The organism is Kitasatospora sp. NBC_01246 (genome assembly GCF_036226505.1).
GTDB lineage: Bacteria > Actinomycetota > Actinomycetes > Streptomycetales > Streptomycetaceae > Kitasatospora.
In genome coordinates, this window is the sequence record NZ_CP108484.1 from 1576586 (window position 1) to 1597842 (window position 21257).

17 protein-coding genes are annotated in these 21257 nt (G+C 74.8%); 11 read left to right on the forward strand and 6 right to left on the reverse strand.

The features are described 5' to 3' along the window. The first annotated feature begins 151 nt into the window (after positions 1-151). The 6 genes from OG618_RS06820 (at position 152) to OG618_RS06845 (ending at position 7145) form a co-directional block, all read left to right on the forward strand. The gene (locus OG618_RS06820; RefSeq protein WP_329486323.1) at positions 152-367 is read left to right on the forward strand and encodes an MbtH family protein; all 216 of its coding nucleotides are present in this window, start codon (positions 152-154) and stop codon (positions 365-367) included. A gap of 32 nt (positions 368-399) precedes the next feature. After that, entirely contained in the window at positions 400-1734 is a 1335-nt protein-coding gene (locus OG618_RS06825) for an MFS transporter (RefSeq protein ID WP_329486326.1), read from the forward strand. A 205-nt stretch (positions 1735-1939) separates the two neighbouring features. Continuing rightward, positions 1940-2959: a 2,3-diaminopropionate biosynthesis protein SbnA gene (gene sbnA, locus OG618_RS06830; protein WP_329486327.1), complete on the forward strand. Its 1020-nt coding sequence runs from the start codon at positions 1940-1942 to the stop codon at positions 2957-2959. Beyond that, positions 2953-3966 (forward strand): 2,3-diaminopropionate biosynthesis protein SbnB, encoded by a 1014-nt coding sequence (gene sbnB / locus OG618_RS06835; RefSeq protein ID WP_329486328.1) that lies wholly within the window; start codon positions 2953-2955, stop codon positions 3964-3966. The genes sbnA and sbnB overlap by 7 nt, the downstream gene beginning before the upstream one ends. 228 nt (positions 3967-4194) lie before the next feature. Next, a complete protein-coding gene (locus tag OG618_RS06840; protein WP_329486329.1) occupies positions 4195-6471 on the forward strand; it encodes an ATP-binding protein in 2277 nt (758 codons plus the stop codon). A 431-nt stretch (positions 6472-6902) separates the two neighbouring features. Next, complete coding sequence (locus OG618_RS06845; RefSeq protein ID WP_329486331.1) at positions 6903-7145, forward strand: hypothetical protein; 243 nt, start codon at positions 6903-6905, stop codon at positions 7143-7145. A gap of 27 nt (positions 7146-7172) precedes the next feature. Here the strand turns inward: OG618_RS06845 and OG618_RS06850 are convergent, their stop codons facing one another. The 4 genes from OG618_RS06850 to OG618_RS06865 all read right to left on the reverse strand — a co-directional run bounded on the left by OG618_RS06850 (position 7173) and on the right by OG618_RS06865 (position 11912). Next, the gene (locus tag OG618_RS06850; RefSeq protein WP_329486332.1) at positions 7173-8108 is read right to left on the reverse strand and encodes a helix-turn-helix domain-containing protein; all 936 of its coding nucleotides are present in this window, start codon (positions 8106-8108) and stop codon (positions 7173-7175) included. A gap of 213 nt (positions 8109-8321) precedes the next feature. Next, the gene (locus tag OG618_RS06855; protein WP_329486333.1) at positions 8322-9320 is read right to left on the reverse strand and encodes an alpha/beta hydrolase; all 999 of its coding nucleotides are present in this window, start codon (positions 9318-9320) and stop codon (positions 8322-8324) included. Positions 9321-9702: 382 nt separating this feature from the next. Next, entirely contained in the window at positions 9703-10680 is a 978-nt protein-coding gene (locus OG618_RS06860; protein ID WP_329486334.1) for a helix-turn-helix domain-containing protein, read from the reverse strand. Between the two features lie 410 nt (positions 10681-11090). Then, positions 11091-11912 carry an alpha/beta fold hydrolase gene (locus tag OG618_RS06865; RefSeq protein WP_329486335.1) on the reverse strand — a complete coding sequence of 274 codons (822 nt, stop codon included), beginning with the start codon at positions 11910-11912 and terminating at the stop codon, positions 11091-11093. Between the two features lie 449 nt (positions 11913-12361). Between OG618_RS06865 and OG618_RS06870 the strand changes: the two genes are divergently transcribed. After that, on the forward strand, positions 12362-14437 hold the full coding sequence (locus OG618_RS06870) for a galactose-binding domain-containing protein (RefSeq protein WP_329486336.1): 2076 nt from the start codon (positions 12362-12364) through the stop codon (positions 14435-14437). A 66-nt stretch (positions 14438-14503) separates the two neighbouring features. On the opposite strand, the gene OG618_RS06875 is transcribed toward OG618_RS06870, so the two are convergent. Beyond that, complete coding sequence (locus OG618_RS06875) at positions 14504-15373, reverse strand: AraC family transcriptional regulator (RefSeq protein ID WP_329486337.1); 870 nt, start codon at positions 15371-15373, stop codon at positions 14504-14506. Between the two features lie 396 nt (positions 15374-15769). After that, positions 15770-16510: a GyrI-like domain-containing protein gene (locus tag OG618_RS06880; protein ID WP_329486338.1), complete on the reverse strand. Its 741-nt coding sequence runs from the start codon at positions 16508-16510 to the stop codon at positions 15770-15772. Between the two features lie 353 nt (positions 16511-16863). Between OG618_RS06880 and OG618_RS06885 the strand changes: the two genes are divergently transcribed. The 4 genes from OG618_RS06885 to OG618_RS06900 all read left to right on the forward strand — a co-directional run bounded on the left by OG618_RS06885 (position 16864) and on the right by OG618_RS06900 (position 21255). Further along, positions 16864-18186, forward strand: a complete 1323-nt coding sequence (locus OG618_RS06885; protein WP_329486339.1) for a TrpB-like pyridoxal phosphate-dependent enzyme — start codon at positions 16864-16866, stop codon at positions 18184-18186. Positions 18187-18436: 250 nt separating this feature from the next. Further along, positions 18437-19546, forward strand: a complete 1110-nt coding sequence (locus OG618_RS06890) for a 2-deoxy-scyllo-inosose synthase (RefSeq protein ID WP_329486340.1) — start codon at positions 18437-18439, stop codon at positions 19544-19546. A 94-nt stretch (positions 19547-19640) separates the two neighbouring features. Next, positions 19641-20279: a class I SAM-dependent methyltransferase gene (locus tag OG618_RS06895; RefSeq protein WP_329486341.1), complete on the forward strand. Its 639-nt coding sequence runs from the start codon at positions 19641-19643 to the stop codon at positions 20277-20279. 139 nt (positions 20280-20418) lie between these two features. Continuing rightward, positions 20419-21255, forward strand: a complete 837-nt coding sequence (locus tag OG618_RS06900) for a sugar phosphate isomerase/epimerase family protein (protein WP_329486342.1) — start codon at positions 20419-20421, stop codon at positions 21253-21255. Positions 21256-21257: the final 2 nt, after the last annotated feature.

The following is a 21257-nucleotide window of genomic DNA, read 5'->3' on the forward strand; positions in this document are numbered from 1 at the left end:
GAACAACCGGCAGTCACGGCGGCAGGCTTGGCGTCGCGGTGACTGCGCCTCCTTCTCTGCATCCGGACCGGGCCGGTGCGGCAGGCTCGCTGGCGCCGCCACCGGTCACGTGAGGTGCGTGACGCGGCAGTTCACCCGAGGGAGGCCCGTCGTGGCCGAGGAAGACACCGACGACCGCACCTACCGCGTCGTCCTCAACGACGAGGAGCAGTACTCCGTCTGGCCCGCCGACCGGGACCTCCCGCTCGGCTGGTACGCGGAGGGCACCGAGGGCACCAGGGCCGACTGCCTGACCCACATCGGCACGGTCTGGACCGACATGCGGCCGCTCAGTCTGCGCCGCCAGATGGAGCGGGCGGCCGGCTAGCGGCCGGTCCGGCCCCGCGAGGTGTGTGACAGATGACCAGCCCCGACACGCGGGCTCCGGCGGACGAGCAGACCCGGCCGCCGGACCCGCCCGATCCACCCGCTCCGGCGGACGCGGCCGATCCACCCGGCCCGGCGGACGCGGCCGGGACGGAAGCCGTGGTCCCGCTGCACCGCAACCGCGACTTCCTGCTGCTGTGGGGCGGCTCGGCCGTCTCCCTGCTCGGCTCGACCGCGACCACCATCGCCTACCCGCTGCTGGTCCTCGCCCTCACCGGCTCGCCGTTCGACGCCGGGCTCGCCGGCTTCGTCGCGCTGCTGCCCGCCCTGCTGCTCCAGCTGCCGGCCGGCGCCCTGGTGGACCGCTGGCCGCGCCGGCGGCTGATGATCTGGTGCGACGCGCTGCGCGCGCTCGGCGCGGCGGTCATCGCCGGCGCGGCGGCGCTCGACCTGCTCAGCCTCCCGCTGGTGCTGGTGGTGGGGTTCACCGAGGGCGCGCTCACCGTCTTCCACGGCCTCGCCGCGCACGCGGCCGTCCCCAACGTCGTGGCACCGGGCCAGCTTTCGCTGGCGCTGTCCCGCAACGAGGCGCGCGGGCGGGGCGCCGTGATGCTCGGCACGCCGCTCGGCGGCATCCTGTTCGGGCTCGGCCGGGCCGTGCCGTTCGTCGCCGACGCGCTGACCTACCTGGTCTCGCTGACCGGCCTGCTGTTCATCCGCAAGGAGTTCGAGGCCGAGCGGTCCGCCGGCACCGGCACCATGCGCGAGCAGGTCCGGGAGGGCCTGGGGTGGCTCTGGAAGCACCCCTTCCTGCGCACCACCACCCTGCTGGTGGCCGGCAGCAACCTGATGTTCCGGGCGCTGTTCCTGGTCGCCATCGTGCTGGCCACCGACGTCGGCGCGTCCTCGGCCGGGGTCGGCCTGATGGTCGGGGTCGCCGGCGCCGGCGGGCTCGCCGGCTCGCTGGCCGCCCCCTGGTTCGCCCGCCGCCTGGGCCTCAGCGCCCTGGTGATCGCGGCGAACTGGGCCTGGGCCGTGCTGATGGTGGTGATCGCCGTCAGCCGCGACCCGTTCACGCTCGCCGCCGCCTACGCGGCGATGTGGTTCGTCGGGCCGCTGTGGAACGTGGCGCTCGGCAGCTACCAGCTGGGCATCACCCCCGACCGGCTGCGCGGCCGGGTGCTCGCGGCGATGAGCACGCTGTCCAACGGGGCCCTGCCGATCGGCTCGCTGCTCGGCGGCCTGCTGCTCGACTCGGCCGGCGCGCGGACCGCCGCGGTGGCCCTGGCGGGCTGGATGGTGCTGCTCGCCGTCGCCGCCTCGGTCGCCCGCACGGTGCGCACCGTGCCCGGCCCGGCGAACCCGTGACCCGGCGGCGCCACCCCCGCCGCCGTACCGCTCCGCCGGCGGCCGCCGCCCCGGCCGCTCCCCCGGTCCCCGCGCTCCCCCGCGGCCACACCCCCGGCCCCGACGGCGACGGCCGGACCACCCCTCGATCCAGTGCTGACAGGAGGAACTAGCGTGTTCCGCACCATGCTCGGGCCGCGCCCCGATCCGACGGGGCGAGGCCATCATGCCGGCACCTGACGACCGGCCGGCCGGCGTCCTCGGCACGATCGGCGGCACCCCGCTGGTCGAACTCGCCAAGCTCGCCCCGGGCCGACACTTCACCACCTACGCCAAGCTGGAGGCGTTCAACCCCGGCGGCAGCATGAAGGACCGGTCGGCGCTGGAGATGCTCCGCGAACGGATCCGCACCGGCGCGCTGGTGCCCGGCCGCTCCGTGGTCGTCGAATCCAGCTCCGGCAACCTCGGGATCGGACTCGCCCAGGTCTGCTCCTACTACGGGCTCCGGTTCATCTGCGTGGTGGACCCGCGCACCAACCGCCAGAACATCGCCATCATGCGGGCGCTCGGCGCCGAGGTGGAGGTGGTCCAGGAGACCGACCCGGTGACCGGCGAGTACCTGCCGGTCCGGATCCGCCGGATCAGCGAGCTGACCGCCCGCATCCCCGGCGCCTACTGGCCCAACCAGTACGCCAACCCGCTGAACCCCCAGGCGCACCGGCGGACGATGCGCGAGATCCTGGACGCCGTCCCCGGCGGGATCGACTACCTGTTCTGCGCGACGAGTTCCTGCGGCACCCTGCGCGGCTGCGCGGAGCAGGTCCGCGAACTGCGCCTGCCGGTGACCGTGGTCGCGGTGGACGCCAGGGGCAGCGCCATCTTCGGCGGCGTCCCGACCTCCCGGCTGATCCCCGGCCACGGCGCGGCCGTCCGGCCCGCGCTCTACCGCGACGGCCTCGCCGACGAGGTCGTCCACGTGACCGACCTCGAATGCGTGGTCGGCTGCCGCCGGCTCGCCGGCCGCGAGGCCATCCTGGCCGGCGGCTCGTCCGGCGCGCTGGTGGCGGCGATCGACCTGATGGCCGACCGCATCCCCGCCGGCTCGCGCTGCGCGGTCGTCCTGCCCGACCGCGGCGAGCGGTACCTCGACACGATCTACAACGACGAATGGGTCGCCCGCCACTTCGGCGACGTGTCCCACCTGTGGAAGGAGAAGGAGTACGCGATGAAGGTGGCACCATGCTGATCCTCGGAGCAGGGGAGGTCCGGCAGGTCCTCGACGGTGCCGAGAGCGAGGTCGTCGCGGCCGTCCGCCGCGCCTACGTCCTGCACGACCGGGGCCGCACGGCCCTGCCGCACTCGGTGTTCCTCCGCTTTCCCGACGACCCGCGCAACCGGATCATCGGACTGCCCGCCTACCTCGGCGAGGACGTCCCGGTGGCGGGCATCAAGTGGATCTCCTCCTTCCCCGGCAACACCGCCGCCGGTCGGGAGCGCGCCTCCGCCGCGGTGATCCTCAACTCCATGGCCACCGGGCACCCGGAGGCCCTGCTGGAGGGCTCGCTGATCTCGGCCCGGCGGACGGCGGCCAGCGCCGCCCTCGCCGCGTCCGTCCTCACCTCGGAGACCCCCGAGACCGGAGCCACCCTGATCGGCTGCGGCGTGATCGGCTTCGAGATCCTGAACTACCTCCGGGCGGTCCTGCCGGACCTCGGCACCGTCACCGTGTTCGACCTCGACCGGTCCCGCGCGGAGGCCTTCGCCGCCCGCTGCGAGGCCCGCTGGCCCGGGCTCAAGACGGCCGTCGCCGAGACGGCCGAGGACGCGATGGCAGCCCACCGGCTGGTCTGCCTGGCCACCACCGCCGGGACCCCGCACCTGACCACCGAGGCCTGCCGGCCGGGCACCCTGGTGCTGCACGTGTCCCTGCGCGACCTGACCGCCGAGAGCATCCTGGGCGCGGTCAACGTGGTCGACGACGCCGACCACGTCTGCCGGGAGCGGACGTCCCTGCACCTGGCCGAGGAGCTGGTCGGCAACCGGGACTTCATCTCCACCTCGCTCGGCGCCGTGCTCCGCGCCGACGAGCCCTACCGGCGCACCGAGGACGGCGTCACCGTCTTCTCGCCGTTCGGGCTCGGCGCGCTCGACCTCGCCCTGGCGGGCCTGGTCCACCGGCAGGCGCGCGAGCGCGGGCTGGGCACCCGGGTGGCGGGATTCCTGCCGGAGGGCGCCGGAGCCGCCGCCGGGTGACGCCACCGGCGCCGCCGGGGCCCCGGGCCGCCGCTCGGCCGGCGGCGGCCCGGGGCCCGGCGGTGGGGCGGGGCCCGGGGGCGGGGCGGGGCCCGGGGGCGGGGCGGGGCCCGGCGGTGGGACGCGCCGCGGGACACCCGGGGGGTGCGCCCCACCGGCCGGAAACCGGGTCGTCGCAGGTCAGAGCCGTGGGCCGGTACGATGATCCCTCACCTATCGGGGGGTCAGATGAGCCAGCCGGACGTTCCGGCCCTGGGACCGCTGCTGCGCGCGCACCGCCACGCCGCCGGGCTGAGCCTGGAGGAACTGGCGGAGGGTTCGGGCGTCAGCGCCCGCGCCATCGGCGACATGGAGCGCGGCCACAGCCGCGGCCCCCAGGCCCGCACCGTCCAGGCCCTCGCCACCGCCCTGGGGCTCGCCCCGGCCGCCAGCGGGACGCTGCTGGGCGCGGCCCGCGCCGGCCGGCGACGGCACCCGGCCGCCGAGGCCACCGGGCTCTGCGACCTGCCGCCCGCGGTACCCGACTTCACCGGCCGCGAGACCGAGACCGACTGGCTCGCCCGGACCGCCGGCGCCCCGGCCGGTCCACCGGTCTCGATCGTCTCCGGCGCGCCCGGACTGGGCAAAACCGCACTCGTCGTGCACGCCGGGGCGCGGCTGGCCGACCGGTTCGCCGACGGCTGCTTCTTCGTCGACCTGCGCGGCCTGGACGCCGAGCCGGTCACCCCGCACGACGCCCTGGGCCGCCTGCTGCGGGCGCTGGGCGTCCGCGAACGCGACCTGCCGGGCGAGACCGACGAGCGCCGCGGGCTCTACCGCCGGCTGATGCGGGAGCGGGAGGCCCTCGTCGTCCTGGACAACGCCGCCCACGAGGCCCAGGTCCGCGCGCTGCTGCCCGGCCCGGGCGCGGGCCGGCTCTGGGTGACCAGCCGCCGCACGCTCGCCGGGATCGAACACGCCCGGCGGCTCCTCTTGGCGCCGCTGCCCGTCGGCGCCGCCACCGCGCTGCTCGGCGCGATCCTCGCCCAGCGCGAGGACGAGCCGGCGGGCGGGTCCGCCCCGGCAGCGCTGGCGCGGATCGCGGAGCTGTGCGGGCACCTCCCGCTGGCGTTGCGCATCGCCGGGAACCGGCTGCTCAGCCGGCCCGCCTGGAGCGCGGACGGCCTCGCCGAACGGCTCGGGGACGAGGACCTCCGGCTGCGCCGCCTGACCGCCGGGGACCTGCGCATCCGCTCGGCGTTCCGGCTCTCCTACGAGCAGCTGGCCGAGCCGGTGCGGCGCCTCTTCCGCCGGCTCGCGCTCGTCCCGGGGGCGGACTTCGACACCGGCGCCGGCGCCGCCCTCACCGGTCTGCGGCCGGACGCGGTCGAGGAGATGCTCGACGAACTCCTCGACCTCGGCCTGCTCGGGCACACCGCCGGCGACCGGCTGCTCTTCCACGACCTGCTGCGGCTGTACGCGCGCGAGCGGCTCCACGAGGAGGAGACCCCGCGGGACGTCGCCACCGCCGAGGCGGCGCTGTACCGCTGGCTGCTCGACGCGGCGGCGGAGGCCGGGCAGTGGTTCCAGCCCGGACCGCCGCCGGCCGGCCGCGCGGCGGCACCCGTCGGCTTCGGCTCGGCGCGGGCCGCGCAGGCCTGGCTGGAGGCCGAGAGCGCCAACTGGCTGACCGCCCTGCGCGCCGCGGCCGCGGCCGGCCGGCACACCGACGTCGTCCGGACCGCGGAGTCCATGCACTGGTTCTCCGACCGCTGGACCAACTGGGGCCACTGGCCCACCGTCTTCGGACTGTCCCGCACGGCGGCGCACGCCCTGGGCGACGACGTCCTCGCGGCCACCCACGCCAACTACCTGGCCTGGGCGGTGCACTACTGCTCGCACCAGCCCCGCGAATCGTCCGCCATCGCGGAACAGGCGGCCGAACTCGCCCGCCGCGGCGGGGACGTCACCCAGGAGGCGTGGGCGCACTTCTACGCGGCGGCGGCCGCCAACCGGCTGGGCGAGCCCGCCGACGCCGTCCCCCGGGCCCGGCGGTCGGCCGAACTCTTCGCGACGGCGGGCGACCGCGAGGGCCGCCCCCAGGCCCTGCTGGCCCTGGCCTCGGCCCAGGCCGGCACCGGCGGCCACGCGGACGCGGTGGCCACCACCGACACCATCCTCGCCCTGCTCGCCGACCCGGCCACCGCACCCGCCGCGCACATCGGCGACTTCACCCGGACCAACGCCCTGTCCCAGCGGGGCGGCGCCCTGCTCGCCCTCGGCCGCGCCCAGGAGGCCGAGCGCACCTACGCCGAAGCCCGCACCGTGGGCGCCCGCGTCGCCGTCCCCCTCCTCCAGGCCATCGCCGCCCTCGGCCAGGCCCAGGCCCTGGCCACCCTCGGCCACCACGACCGCGCCCTCACCGCCGCCCGCGAAGCCAGAACCTTCGCCGAATCCGCCGCCGACCCCACCCGCCTCACCGAAGCCACCCGACTGGAAGCCACCCTGACGGCGCTGAAGGAGTGACCCTGGCGCGGCGCCGACGGAGCCGGACTCGTTCCTGCCCGAGCGTCTCGGGGCGACCCCCAGGTGTCCGGCACGGCGGAGCTGCTCTCTGCTACCGGCTCGGGGCCTCGTGCGCGGTCCGCAGTGGTCGATCGGAACGCCACCCGGCGAACGAGCCGTCGCGGGAACGTACGCCCTCAAGGTCGCCTTCGAACAGCACTGCGGCCTCCGGCCTGCGTGCCGGAGGATCGGCCAGATAGCCGTTGCCGTGATCCCAGGTCCGAAGCTCGCCCGGGAGCGCTTCGTACCAGGCCAGGCCACGGACATTGCAGTTCCTGCACAGGAGCCCCCGCACACACCGCGCTCGGCCTCCAGCGGACCGGCCGGATCATCACCAGCGCCGCGCTGCTGCTGGTGGTCGTGGTCTGCGGGTCCTGACCTCCTCCGTCGCGTTGCTGCAGATGATCGGGTTCGGCCTGGTCATCGCCGTCCTGGTGGACGCGACGCTGGTCCGGGCGGTGCTCGTACCGGCGAGCATGAAGCTGCTGGGCCACTGGGCCTGGTGGGCGCCACGACCGCTGCGGAACCTCCGGCGTCGCCTCGGCCTCGCCCACCGGGAAGGGGCGTCGACCGGTCGTCCGCGCCCGGCCGGCGCCGGGGAGCCGCTCACTCCGCCACCCCTCCGGACGCGTTGATCCCGTCCGGCCCCCGGTCGACCGGGCTCAGCCCGGGAGAGCCGGGTGGGTGGCGGGGTCGTGGGCGGTGGACTGCCAGGCGCGGGGGGTGAGGCCGTAGGTGGTGCGGAAGACGCGGCTGAAGTGGCTGGTGCTGACGAAGCCCCAGCGGCCGGCGACGGCGGCCACGGTGGCGGGGCGGGCCGACGGGCGGGCCAGGTCGCGGCGGCACATCTCCAGGCGGCGCCGCTGGATCCAGCGGCCCACGGTGACGCCCTCGTACTGGAAGAGCTTGTGCAGGTAGCGCACCGAGAAGTGGTGGGCGGCCGCGATCCCCTCCGGGGAGAGCCCGGGGTCGGGGAGCCGGCGCAGGATGTACTCCTTCGTCCGGGCGATCGTGGCCAGGACCTCCTCGGGCACCGGTCCGGCCGCCCGCCGGCGGTGCTCGTGGGCGAGGACGGTGAGCAGGTCCAGTGCCGTACCGGCGAGCCGGGCGGCCACCTGCGGCTCCGGTGCGACCCCGGGGCGGGCCAGCCGGTCCAGGTAGGCGGCCACCAGAGCGGCCGTCCCGGTGTCCGAGCGGAAGGCCGTGCCGGACAGCTCCCGCAGGTCCTCCTCGGCCACTCCGGCCGCTGCCCGGGGCCAGTGGAAGGCCGTGCCGGAGAAGGCCTCCGACACCTCCAGGACGACGGGGCGGCCGGTCCGGGCGACGGCGAACTCGCCCGGCCGCAGGGGCACCCCGTGACCGTCCAGGAGCAGCGCGGCCGTGCCGTGCCGCGGCAGCACCAGGGTGATGTGGTCGCCGCGGCCGCACAGCACCACGCTGCGGCCGTGCGCGGCCGGCCACGGACCGGCGACGATCGAGGAGACCCGCAGCGGGCCGAGCCGGTGGCCGGCGATGCTCGCGGCGAAGGGGACGTGGCCGGACGGGGCGTGGCCGGACGGGACGAGGACGGGGACGGGGACGGGGGCGAGGACGGGCATCGGTACTCCTGCGACGGCCGCCGGGGTGGTCCCGGGCGGCCGGGTGCTGGCACGGGGTGAGGGAAGGGCGCGGGCGACGCGGCCCGCCCTCCCATCCCAGCCGGTCGGACAGCGGGTGACCAGGAAGAACAGCAGGAGGAACTGCGCGGTCGCCGGTGCCGCACGAGCCCCCGTCCTGCCCCGCACCGGCACCGGCTGCCAGCAGCGGCCGGCTTACCAGGAGCGGCGGTGCAGGGCGAGGTGGAGGGTGTCCACGGCCTGGATGAGGGCGGAGCGGGCCGAATCGGTGCGGCAGTGCGAGTCGAGCAGGACGAAGCCGTGCACCACGCCCTGGTAGCGGGTGGCCACCACCGGCACCCCGGCCCGGCGCAGCCGGGCCGCGTAGGCCTCGCCCTCGTCCCGCAGCACGTCGGCCTCGGCGGTGATCACCAGCGCCGGTGGGAGCCCGGCGAGTTCCTCCAGTCCGGCGCGCAGCGGGGCCGCCAGGGACTGCGCCCGGCCGGCCGGGTCGGGCAGGTAGGCGTCCCAGAACCGGCGCATGTCCGCCCGGTGGAGGAAGTACCCGTCGGCGAAGGCACGGTAGGAGGGGGTGTCGAAGTCCGCGTCGGTCACCGGGCAGATCAGCACCTGGTGGAGCAGCTCGGGGCCGCCGCGCCGGCGCAGGAGCAGGGTGAGCGCCGCGACCAGGTTGGCGCCCGCGGAGTCGCCGGCGGCGGCGATCCGGCTCCCGTCCAGCCCGATCTCGTGGCCGTGCGCGGCGATCCAGCGGGCGACGGCGTAGCACTGCTCGACGGCGACCGGGAACCGCTCGGCGGGCGGGCGCCCGTAGTCGACGAGGACCACGGCGGCGTCCGCGCCCACGGCGAACTCCCGCAGCAGGTGGCGGTAGCTGTCGGCGTCGCCCAGCACCCAGCCGAGGCCGTGCAGGAAGAGGACCACCGGGGTCGGCCGGGCGGCGTCGACCGGGCGGATCACCTGGATCCGGACGTGACCGGCCGGTGTCGGCAGCGCCAGCCGGGTGGCGACGGTGTCCCGGTGGCCGTCCGACGGGTGGGGCCCGGCCAGGAAGGCGAGGTCGAGGGGCTCCGGCGCGCTCCCGCCGGGCGGCGCCGCCGTCCGAACGCGGCGGGCGTGGGCGCGGGCGGCCAGGAAGTCCTGGAGGCCGTCGTCCAGGATCGGGCCCGGGGCCTCGGGGGTGGTGCTCTCGGACACTGGTGTGCTGCTCCTGGCGTAGCGGCCGGGTCGGACCGGCTTCCGCGGGTGGGCGTGGCCCCGCCCGGTGGTCGTGGGCTCGCCCGGCGCCGCGGCGTGCGGCGTGCCGGCGCCGCGGGTCCGGGCACGGCGGCGAGCCGGGGGTACTGCCACCGTGCCCGGAGAGCGTGCCGGCCGGGGCCCGGGGCGCCCGGCCGGCACGTCGTCACCTTAGGGACCGGCCGGGCCCGGGACCATACCCGGAGCGCACCGGAAGCCGCCGCTCCGTGCACGGCGGTCGGCCGGTCCCGCGCGCCGCTCCGTGCACGGTGGTCAGCCGGTCCCGCGCGCCGCTCCGTGCACGGTGGTCAGCCGGTCCCGCGCGCCGCTCCGTGCACGGCGGTCAGCCGGCCGTGCGCGCCTCTTCCGTACATCGCGCCCGCCACTCGCGCGGGGACGTCCCGTACGCGGCCCGGAAGGCCCGGCTGAAGTGCGCGGGGTTGACGAACCCCCAGCGCTGGGCGACCGCCGAGACGGTCGGCGCGCTGCGGCTGCGCCGGCCGAGCTCCCGGGCGCACTCCTCCAGCCGGCGCCGCTGGATCAGCCGGCCCACCGTCACGCCTTCGTTCTCGAAGAGCCGGTGCAGGTAGCGCACCGAGATGCGGTGGGCGTCGGCGATGCCCTGCGGGGTCAGCCCCGGATCGCCGAGGTGGCGGTCGATGTGGGCGCGGACCAGCCGGACGAGGTGGGCGCCGGCCTCGTCGGGGCCGGCGGCCGGGCGCCCCGCCAGCTCGCCGACCAGGGTGAGGAACAGGTCGGCGACACTGCCCGCCAGGAGGTCCCCGACGGCGGACGGGTAGCTGGGCGCGGCGTCGGCGAGGGTGTCGAGGAAGGGCAGCAGGACCGCCCCGAGGCTCTCCCGCGAGGTGACGGCCCGCCCGGTCACCCGGCGGATGTCGGCCTCCGGCACACCGAGCAGCCGGTGCGGCAGGTGGAACACGTGGGAGCGGAAGCGCTGCGGGTAGTCGACCGAGTAGGGGCGCGCGGTGTCGTACAGCACGAGGTCGCCGGGCGCGACCTCGGCCCGGCGGCCGTCCTGGGTCAGCACGGCGTGGCCGGACACCTGGACGCCCACCGCCACCTGCGCCTCCGCCCCGGCCGAGCGCGCGATCAGGCCCGGCGTCCGGGACAGCCGGGTGGCGTCCGCCTCCAGCGTGGACACCCGCAGGCTGCCCAGCCGGTGCGACTCCAGCCGGCCGTCGAACGGGCCGTCGGCGAGCGGCACCACCTCCACCGGCGCCAGCGCGTACGAGACCGCCCGGCCCCAGTGCCCCGCCTTCTCCCCGTCCGGCACCGCGGCGGTTGTGACCCGCAGGTTCACCTGGCTGCCCCTCTCTGTCGGCGTTCACGGCCGAAGCCCCGCACGTCCAGCCTGCGGCAGGGAGCGGATGAGTGCCTAGGTCGTCTGACTGTCGTTCTGACGAGCCGGGGCGGCCGGGCGCGCTGGGGCGCGGCTCCCCCGGGCCGGCGACCCTCCCGGCGGGGTCGGCCGTTCGTTCCGTCCGCGCCGGGGCGCGGCACCCGGCGGGCCTGGGTCGTCGGGCGGCGACCCGTCGCCGGGCAGGGTCAAGGCTAACCGGCCGTCAGCCGTGCTCGCGCCCGCCCGGCAACGCCCGCACGCCCCGGACCTGCGCCGATGCGCAGGTCCGGGGCGTGCGGGGGCCGCGGGGGTGGTGGGTGGCCGCCGGGGCGGGCCACCCCACCGGATCAGGCGTCGGATCAGGCGTCGGATCAGGCGCCGAGGAACTCCAGCAGGTCCTTGGTGAACGCGGCCTCGTAGGCGCCGACCAGACCGTGCGGGGCGCCCGGGTAGACCTTGAGGACGCCCTGGGAGAGCAGCTCGACGCTCTTCTCGGCGGAGGCGGCGATCGGCACGATCTGGTCGTCGTCGCCGTGGGCGACCAGGACCGGGATGTCGATCTTCTTGAGGTCCTCGGTGAAGTCGGTCTCCGAGAACGCCTCGACGCAGTCGAGGGCGCCCTTGAGGCCGGCCTGCATGCCCTGCAGCCAGAACTCGCGGCGCTTGCCCTCGGAGACCTCGGCGCCCGGCCGGTTGAAGCCGAAGAAGGCCTCGCTGAGGTCGTAGTAGAACTGCGAGCGGTCGGTCGCGACGCCGGCCCGGATGCCGTCGAAGGCCTCGATCGGGGTGCCCTCGGGGTTGTCCTCGGTGCGCAGCATCAGCGGGGGCACGGCGCCGAGCAGGACGGCCTTGCGCACCCGGTCGCTGCCGTGCCGGCCGAGGTAGCGGGCGACCTCGCCGCCGCCGGTGGAGTGGCCGACCAGGACGGCCTCGGTGAGGTCGAGCCGCTCCATCAGCTCGGCCAGGTCGTCCGCGTACCGGTCCATGTGGTTGCCGTCCCAGGTCTGCTCGGACCGGCCGTGCCCGCGCCGGTCGTGGGCGACGACCCGGTAGCCGGCCTCGGCGACGGCGACGGCGAGGCCGTCCCAGGCGTCGGCGTTCAGCGGCCAGCCGTGCGAGAGGACGACGGGGCGACCGGTGCCCCAGTCCTTGTAGAACTTCTGCGAGCCGTCGGAGAGCGTGATGGTGGGCATGAGGCGCCTTTCTGAAGGGGTGTCACGGCCGGGCCGGAGAGCCCGGACCGGAGAGCCCGGGCCGGGGGCGGCCACGGGGTCGGCCGGGCCTCCGTGCGGAACACCGGGAACGCTAGGGCGCCGTCGGGCCGAGCGGTGCTCCCTCCCTGCACAGCCCTTGCCCACGCGCGCACCGCCCGTCTCCCCGACCACCCGGGGCGGCTCCGGGCCGATCCGAGACCGCCCGGCCGGTCTCCGCATACCGGACAGTCAACTACCGCATCGAACACGGCCTTTCACGTCAACGGACCATCCGTCCAGGGCTATTGACTAAGAATCCAACAGTGGCGATTCTCATCGCACCGAGTACGCGGGACATGACAGTCGCCCGGCGCGAAACAATCAAACACCCCGCGCCGGCGGGTCGTTCGTCCCCGTCGTCCCTGCATCGACGACACGAATGGTGACCGATGAAACCCCCACAGCCCCGCCCTCATCCGCACCGCAGGCGCAGAATCGTCACGGCCCTGGCCTCGCTCCTCACCCTCTTCTCCCTGCTGTTCGCGGCCCCCGCGCCGGGGGCCTCGGGCGGGACGGGCTGGTGGAACCCGGTCGCCCGGCCCGCGCCGGACTCGCAGATCGGCGTCACCGGTGAGCCGTTCCGCGGGACCGACGCCCAGGGCAAGGTCCGCGGCTTCGTCGACGCGCACGACCACCTGATGTCCAACGAGGCGTTCGGCGGCCGTCTCCTGTGCGGGAAGACGTTCTCCGAGGCCGGGATCGCGGACGCGCTCAAGGACTGTCCCGAGCACTACCCCGACGGCTCGCTGGCGGTCTTCGACATGATCACCAAGGGTGGCGACGGCAAGCACGACCCGGTCGGCTGGCCCACCTTCAAGGACTGGCCGGCCCACGACTCGCTGACCCACGAGCAGAACTACTACGCCTGGGTCGAGCGGGCCTGGCGCGGCGGCCAGCGGGTGCTGGTCGACGACCTGGTCACCAACGGGGTGATCTGCTCGGTCTACTTCTTCAAGGACCGCGGCTGCGACGAGATGGACTCCATCCGCCTCCAGGCGCAGAAGACGTACGACCTGCAGGCCTACATCGACCGGATGTACGGCGGGACGGGCAAGGGCTGGTTCCGGATCGTCACCGACAGCGCGCAGGCCCGCCAGGTCGTCGCGCAGGGCAAGCTCGCCGTCGTGCTCGGCGTGGAGACCTCCGAGCCGTTCGGCTGCAAGCAGATCCTGGACGTCGCCCAGTGCGGCAAGGCCGACATCGACCGCGGCCTGGACGAGCTGTACGGCCTGGGCGTGCGCAGCATGTTCCTGTGCCACAAGTTCGACAACGCGCTGTGCGGGGTCCGCTTCGACGAGGGCGCCCTCGGCACGGCGATCAACGCCGGCCAGTTCCTGTCCACCGGCACCTTCTGGACCACCGAGCAGTGCGCCGGGCCGCAGCACGACAACCCCATCGGCCTCGCCGCGGCACCGGAGGCCGAGAAGCTGCTGCCGCCGGGGGTGACCGTGCCGGCGTACGCGGCGGGCGCCCAGTGCAACTCCCGCGGCCTCACCGACCTCGGTGAGTACGCCGTGCGCGGGATGATGCAGCGCAAGATGATGCTGGAAGTCGACCACATGAGCGTCAAGGCGGCCGACCGCGCCTTCGACATCCTGGAGTCCGCGTCCTACCCGGGCGTGATCTCCTCGCACAGCTGGATGGACCTCGACTGGACCGAGCGCGTCTACAAGCTCGGCGGCTTCGTCGCCCAGTACATGAACGGCGCCGAGGCGTTCAGCGCGGAGGCGAAGCGCACTGACGCGCTGCGCGACAAGTACGGGGTGGGCTACGGCTACGGCACCGACATGAACGGCCTCGGCGGCTGGCCCGCGCCGCCCGGCGCGAACGCCCCGCACCCGGTCCAGTACCCGTTCCGCACCACCGACGGCGGCTCGCTCGTCGACCGGCAGACCACCGGCGAGCGGACCTGGGACTACAACATGGACGGCGCCGCGCACTACGGCCTCGTCCCGGACTGGCTGGAGGAGATCCGGCTGGTCGGCGGGCAGGGCGTGGTGGACGACCTGTTCCGGGGCGCCGAGTCCTACCTGACCACCTGGGGCAGCACCGAACAGCACCGGGCCGGCACCAACCTGGCCGCCGGCGCCCCGGCCACGGCCGCGTCCACCGAATGGAACCCGTTCGTCAGCTACGCGGCCGGCCGGGCCGTGGACGGCGACGGCGGCACCCGCTGGGCCAGCGACTGGAACGACGACCAGTGGCTGCGGCTCGACCTCGGGTCCACCACCCTGGTCGGACGCGTCACGCTGGACTGGGAACGCGCCTACGGGAAGGCGTACCGCATCGAGGTGTCCACCGACGGGGCCACCTGGAAGTCGGTGTGGTCCACCACCACGGGGGCGGGCGGGCTGGAGACCGCGCGGTTCACCGGCGTCCCGGCCCGGTACGTCCGCGTCCACGGGGTCCAGCGCGGCACCAGCTGGGGCTACTCGCTCCACGAGGTCGGGGTCTACAGCACCTGACGGACTGCGCGGGCACGGCTTCGCGGCCCCGGGCGACCGCCCGGGGCCGCGGGGCGTGCGCGGCGCTCAGTTCCGGCGGGTGTGCGGCATCAGGTAGACGTCCACGGCGACCTGGCGCTCGGGGTGCGCCGAGGGGAACGAGGAGAACTCCAGGTAGTACGGCAGCGGCGGGCGCTCGGTGCGCTGCATCCCCTTGGTGGCGGCGCTGACCGCCAGGTGCATGTAGGTGAACGGGATCAGCTCGGGCGGTCCGACGTGACGCATCGCCAATCCTGTTGAAGCGGGAACGACTTGGACACCCATCCCGTCCCGGGTCTGCGGGTCGAAGCGGTCCGAGACCGGGACGCAGATGTCGTGCCGGGTCCGGGCGCCGATGAAGAAGTCCGGGTCGTCGTAGGAGACGCCCAACGCCTTGGAGCGGGCCGGGCAGTGGCCGTGGGTGGTGAGCCAGCCGCGCAGCCGCTCCCAGGCGGTGTCGGCGCTGTCGATCGGTCCGAGGTGGGAGTAGAACGCGACCCGGCGCTGCGGGATCGCGGCCGGCCGGATGTCCGAACCGGCCGCACCGGCGGTCGGCCAGGCGGTGTTCTGCGGGTTGGTGCGCAGGTCGGTGGGACATATCCCGTACGCGGACCGGAACGCGCGGGTGAAGGCCGCGTGCGAGTTGTAGCCGGCGCTGACCGCGATGTCGATGATGGTGCGGTCCCCGTAGACCAGCCGGTAGGCCGCCAGGGAGAGCCGGAGCCTGCGGACGTAGCGGTGGATCGGCTCGCCGACCTGGTGCCGGAAGACCCGGCGCAGGTAGTCGGGCGAGGTGTTGGTGGCCATCGCCAGCTCCTCCAGCGAGACGGCGGCCTCACCGTCCCTGACCTGGGCCACGATGTGGGGGATGGCCCGGCGCAGACGCTCGTCGTGGCTGCTCAGCGTGTCGATCTTCATAGCAGACTGAAGCCCTCCGCTTCTCGGGTCCCTCGGGCGGGGTCCGACGGGCGACCGGAGCCGAGCCCGGGCCTGTTGGAGCCGACGCCTGACCGACCGATGGCATGACAATCGATCGCACCTCAATGCCTACCTGCGCGGTCACCCCCCGTGCGCGCCAGGGTCAGACGTCCAGATCCACCTCGCCCCGTGGCATGTCCGGTGGACGGACGCCGCCCTGACAGCGGCTCCCGGGGACGGGCGAAGACGGGCCCCGACGGGCACCTGGCCCTGACGGGGATTCTCACGATGCTAGGGGGGGCGTCCATGGCTGTCCAGCGGGCCGCAGCCGGTGCACGGAGGTGCGCCACGGCGGCCACGGGAGGTCAGGGGTCCGTACCCGGGTGTGCCGACGCCTCAGGACACCGGCTGGCGCAGGATGGTACGGCGTCGCTCGGGGGCCGTCCTGGTCGGGTCCGAGAGGTAGATCTCGTGGTGCCGGCCGGCCTCGCGCAGCCCCTCGGTGTGCAGGTAGTCGTGCAGCAGCTTCACCGTCCGCGGCTCGGTCTCGTAGGGGCCCTGGTGCAGCACCTGGACGCAGCGGCCCTCGGTGAAGGACTCCCGGCGCAGCCGGCCGACCGCCTCGGCCCCGGCCTTCCCTTCCGCCTTGGCCTCCGCCTTGGCGAGCGCGGCGGCGAGTTGCGCGTCGGTGTAGGGGACGGGCTGGCGGATCAGCAGGGTCCACCGCCAGCCGGCCCGGGCGCCGGGGCCGTAGGAGTCGGCGGAGACGGCGTCGAAGTGCGGGTCGTCGCTGTGCCAGAGCCCTTCCAGCGGCATCACCGCGTAGTCCGTCCCGGTGTCGGCCCGGACGGCGAACTTCAGGGCGTAGGAGACCGCGTACAGCGCGGCGATGGCGGGCCCGAACTCGGGGCTCTGCTGCGGGTCGCCGGTCCCGTCGAGGGCCAGGAAGGCGAACTCGGGGACGTCTAGCGGTTGCGGGACGGCCTTCGCACGGTACAGCTCGCCGCCCAGCTTGCGGTGGTCGGTCTTCTCGGCCTTCTTCCCGGTCTTCTCCCCGGCCTTGCCGGACTGCCCTGCCTGCTCTGCCTTCTCGGCCCTCTGCTCGGTCTTCTTCTCGGCCTTGCCGGTGGTACCCATGGTGCACAACTCCCGTACGACTGCGGATCGGGGCGCCCGGGGCGCCGGTGGAACAGGGCGACCGGTGGCCCCCGCAGGGGCGAACGAGACGGCGCGACGACGGTCACCGCGCGTCCGGTCGCACGGTCCGGGCCGCCGCCCCGCCGTCGGTCCGGGCTCCTGACCCGGGCTTCACCCAGGAGCGGGCCGGTCCGGGACCGCTTTTCCACCGTTGCGGTCAAGTACTCCCCCGGCAACCGATCCAAAGCTTGACTGAGCCGGTCAACAACGCTCCTACCGCTTCTCACCCGGTCGTTTCGCTGCGAGAACTGACGTGCGCGGTTCCCCCATCCGGATGACGAGAGGGATGCATCGTGACTCCAGCCGCCCAGTGGACCCCCGTGCCGGTGCCGGCCGCAGCGGACCCCCATGAGGTCCCGTCGCACTGGTTCAACCTCGTCCCCAGCCTGCCCGGCCCCGTCCCGCCGCCCCGCGAGCCCGAGGGCGCCGAGCACGACGCCTGGGGCTCCCGGCTCGCCCTGCAGCAGCGGATCCGGCTCGACGCCGTCCGCGCCCAGGACGGTGCCACCGAACCCTTCCTGGCCATCCCGGAGCGGGTGCGCGAGGAGCTGGCGTCGATCGGACGCCCCACCCCGCTGCTGCGGGCCCGGGCCCTGGAGCGCTACCTGGAGACCCCGGCCCGGATCTACCTCAAGCGCGAGGACGTGCTGCCCACCGGCAGCTTCAAGCTCAACTCGGCCATCGCCCAGGCCCACTACGCGGCCGAGCAGGGCGTCGACACGCTGGTCACCGAGACCGGCGCCGGCCAGTGGGGCCACGCGGTGGCCTGGGCCGCGCGCCGCTTCGGCCTCAGGGCCGTCATCTACTGGGCCGGCGTCTCGGCCCGCCAGAAGCCCGGCCGCCGGGCGCTGATCGAGATGCTCGGCGCCGAGGTGCACGCCTCCCCCAGCGAGCGGACACCGGTCGGCAAGGCGCTGCTGCGCGACGGCCGGCACCTGCTGGGCTCGCTCGGCACCGCGATCGGCGAGGCGATCAGCCACGCCGCGCTGCACCCGGAGACCCGCTACATCTCCGGCAGCAACCTGGCCCACGTACTGATCCACCAGACCGTCATCGGCCAGGAGACCAAGGCCCAGCTGGCCGCCCTCGGCGAGCGGCCGGACGCGCTGGTGGCCTGCGTCGGCGGCGGCAGCAATCTGGGCGGCTTCATGGGCCCCTACCTCGCCGAGAAGGCGGAGCGCGGCGACGACCTGCTGCTGCTCGGCGCGGAGTCCGCGAGCGCCCCCCGGCTGACCCGGGGCACGCTGCGCTACGACCACGCCGACCCGGAGGGCGTCACCCCGCTCGGCAAGTCGTACACCCTCGGCCGGGACTACGAGCTCCCGGAGACCCACGTCGGCGGTCTGCGCCAGCACAGCGGCTCGCCGCTGATCGGCGTGCTGCGCGGCGAGGGGCTGCTGGACGCGGTCGCGTACGAGGAGACGGACGTCTTCGAGACCGGGCGGCTGGTGCTCTCCACCGAGGGGATGCTGATCGCGCCGGAGTCCTGCCACGCCCTGCGCGCGGCCGTGGACCGGGCCGTCCTGGCCCGCGAGACCGGGCGGGCCGAGGTGATCGTCGCCTGCGTCAGCGGCAACGGGCTGCTCGACCTCGACGGCTACCTCGCGCACCGCTGACCACCGGCGCCCCGCGCCCACCACAGGCACCCGTCACCGGGCCCTCCGCCGGGCCCCGCACCACCGCCCGCGCACGCCGGGAGCGTGCCACCGCGTACCCGGGGCCGCGCGCACCACCGGGGGCACCACCCCCGCGCACGACCGAGGTCACGGCACCACCCGCACCGGCACCGCCCGGGCGAGGCGCACGCGCCCCAGGACCACCCGTTCCGACACCACCCGTTCCGACACCCTGCACGAAAGGACCGACGTGTCCGACGGAACCATCATCGAGCTGTCCAGCGGGACCAGCCCAAGCTGCCCGTACTATCTCGGCGAGTCCATCGGCGACCGGCTGCCCGAGTACCTCGGCCGGCACGCCTTCGACGAGTTCTACCTGGTCACCAGCCAGCCGCTGTACGAGCTGTTCGGCCGGGACCTCGCCAACCGGCTCGGCCGGGCCGGCGTCGCCGTCAACCTGATCACCGTGGCCGAGGGCGAGGGCGTCAAGGGCTGGCCCGAGCTCACCGCCCTCTGCGAACGGCTGGTGGCCGCCGGGGCCACCAAGGACTCGATCGTCGGCGCGCTCGGCGGCGGCATGATCAGCAACCTGGCCGGACTGGCCGCCGCCATGGTCTACCGGGGCCTGCGCTTCGTCGAGATCCCGACCACCATGCTGAACCTCACCGACGGCACCCTCAGCAACAAGCAGGCGATCAACGGCGCCCTCGGCAAGAACCAGTTCGGCGTCTACCACGCACCGCTGTTCATCTGGGCCGACGTGGCGATGCTGCGCAGCGAGCCGGAGCGCCAGCACCGCAGCGCGCTGGTGGAGGCGCTGAAGAACGGCCTGGTCAACGACGCCGCGTGGGTCGACCGGATGGAGGGCCTGCTGACCGGCGGTGTGGCGGGCATCCGGGACGACCTGCTCGGGGTCTGCCACGAGGTGGTCCGCAGCAAGCTGGGCATCCTGGCGCAGGACCCGGGCGAGCGCGGCGCCGGCATCATCCTGGAGTACGGCCACACCGTGGGGCACGCCGTGGAGTTCCTCTCCGGGGGCGCGCTGCTGCACGGCGAGGCGGTCGGCATCGGGATGTGCGCCGCGGCCCGGCTGGGCATCCGGCTCGGGATCACCGCCCCGGAGGTGCTGGCGCGCCAGGAGCACCTGCTGGGCACCCTGATCGGCAGTCCGACCACGGTGCCCCGGGAGTTCACCCCGGAGCGGATCGTCGAGGTCATCCTCAGCGACAACAAGCGCCGGGCGGGCAGCGCGGTGCGGTTCGTGCTGGTGCCCGAGGTAGGCCGGGTGCACATCGTCGACGGCGACCACGAGACGCCGGTGCCCGAGCCGCTGCTGAAGAGCGTCCTCGCCGAGGCCTGACCGCCCCCGTACGCGCCCGGGCACCGCGCGCACACCCCCGACCGCCGGCCCAGCAGGGCCGGACGGCCCGTTCGGCCTCCCGAAGGAGTCATCCATGAACGACGCGCATTCGCCGGAGATCGCCGAGACGGTCTACCGGCTCGACGGCCCGCTGCGCTGGGCGCTCGGCGAGGTGCAGGACCTGCTGCGCTCCGTCGGCGCCGCGCCCGGCCAGCAGGTGGTCGACGTCGGCGCGGGCACCGGCTACGCGGCCGTGCCCGCCGCCCGGCTGGTCGGGCCGGAGGGCTCGGTGCACTGCGTCGACGGCAGCCCGGAGCTGCTGGAGGTGCTCGCCGGCCGGGCCGCCCGCGAGGGCGTGGCCGACCGGGTGACCCGCACCGTGAGCCCGGTGGTCCCGCTGCCCGTCGCCGACGCCGCCGCCGACCTGGTGATCTCCACCTACGTCCTGCACGAGCTGGCCGACGACGCGCCCGCCGCGATCGCCGAGATGTACCGGGTGCTGCGCCCCGGCGGGCGGGTGGCGCTGGCGGACTACCGCAAGACCGCCGACAAGGAGCGCAACCGGGAGATCGAGGCCTGGTACGCCCGCCAGCCCGACGGCGCCGGTCCCGAGGAGGTGCACCTGCGCTTCACCCTCAACGAGTTGGAGGAGATGCTGCGCGCCGCCGGCTTCCAGCGGATCGAGCTGCGCACCTGGCACGACTTCCACGTGCACGCCACCGCGGAGAAGTGACCGGCCCCCCGGGCACCGGAGCCCCGGCGCGGCGCACCGACGCGGCCGCGCACCAGCACCCGGCGACCGGCCGGCCAGGACCCGCCGGTCACCGTCGTCACCACCGTCACCACCGTCACCAGCCAGAAGGAGAACTGTCGTGGTCAAGCTTGCCTACAACGCCAACGGCCTGCGGACGATCTCGGTGGAGCGGGCGATCGAGGCGGTCGCCGACGCCGGCTACGAGGGGATCGAACTCTCGCTCCACCCGGCCCACCTGGACCCGTTCGCCTTCGGCCCCGCCGAGGCCGCGCCGATCCGCAAGGCCCTGGAGCGCACCGGCCTGACGGCCTGCTGCCTGGCCGCGGGCGCCGACAACCTGCTCGGTGAGGAGCGCTTCGAGCCCTCGCTGATCCACCCCACCGCCGAGGGCCGGGCCCGCCGCGTCGACCTCGTCCTGCGGTCGGTCCGGATCGCCGACGAACTCGGCATCCCCTACGTCAACTTCGCCACCGGCAAGCGCAAGCCCGAGGTGGCCGAGGAGCAGGCCCGGCAGTGGCTGGACGAGGGCGTCCGGCAGGTGCTGGACGGTCCGGGCACCGCGGTGCTGGCGATGGAGCCCGAGCCGGAGTTCTTCCTGGAGAGCAACGACGGGGTCGCCCGGCTGGCCGACGCGCTGGCCTCGGACCGCTTCGCGCTCGCCCAGGACCTCGGCCACTGCCGGGTGGTGGAGGAGGACTACCTCGCCTCGGTGGAGCGGAACCTGCCCTATACGAAGATCATCCAGGTCGAGGACATCAAGGGCCGGGTGCACCACCACGAGATCCCCGGGGACGGCGACATCGACTTCGCCGGCTTCTTCTCGGTGCTGGGGCGCGGCGGCTACGACGGCTACGTCAGCGTGGAGCTGTACAACCACGCCGACCGCTACGAGCACGCGCTGCGCCGCAGCCGCGAGGTGCTGACCGCCGCGATCGCCGCCGCCGCGCAGGGCTGAGC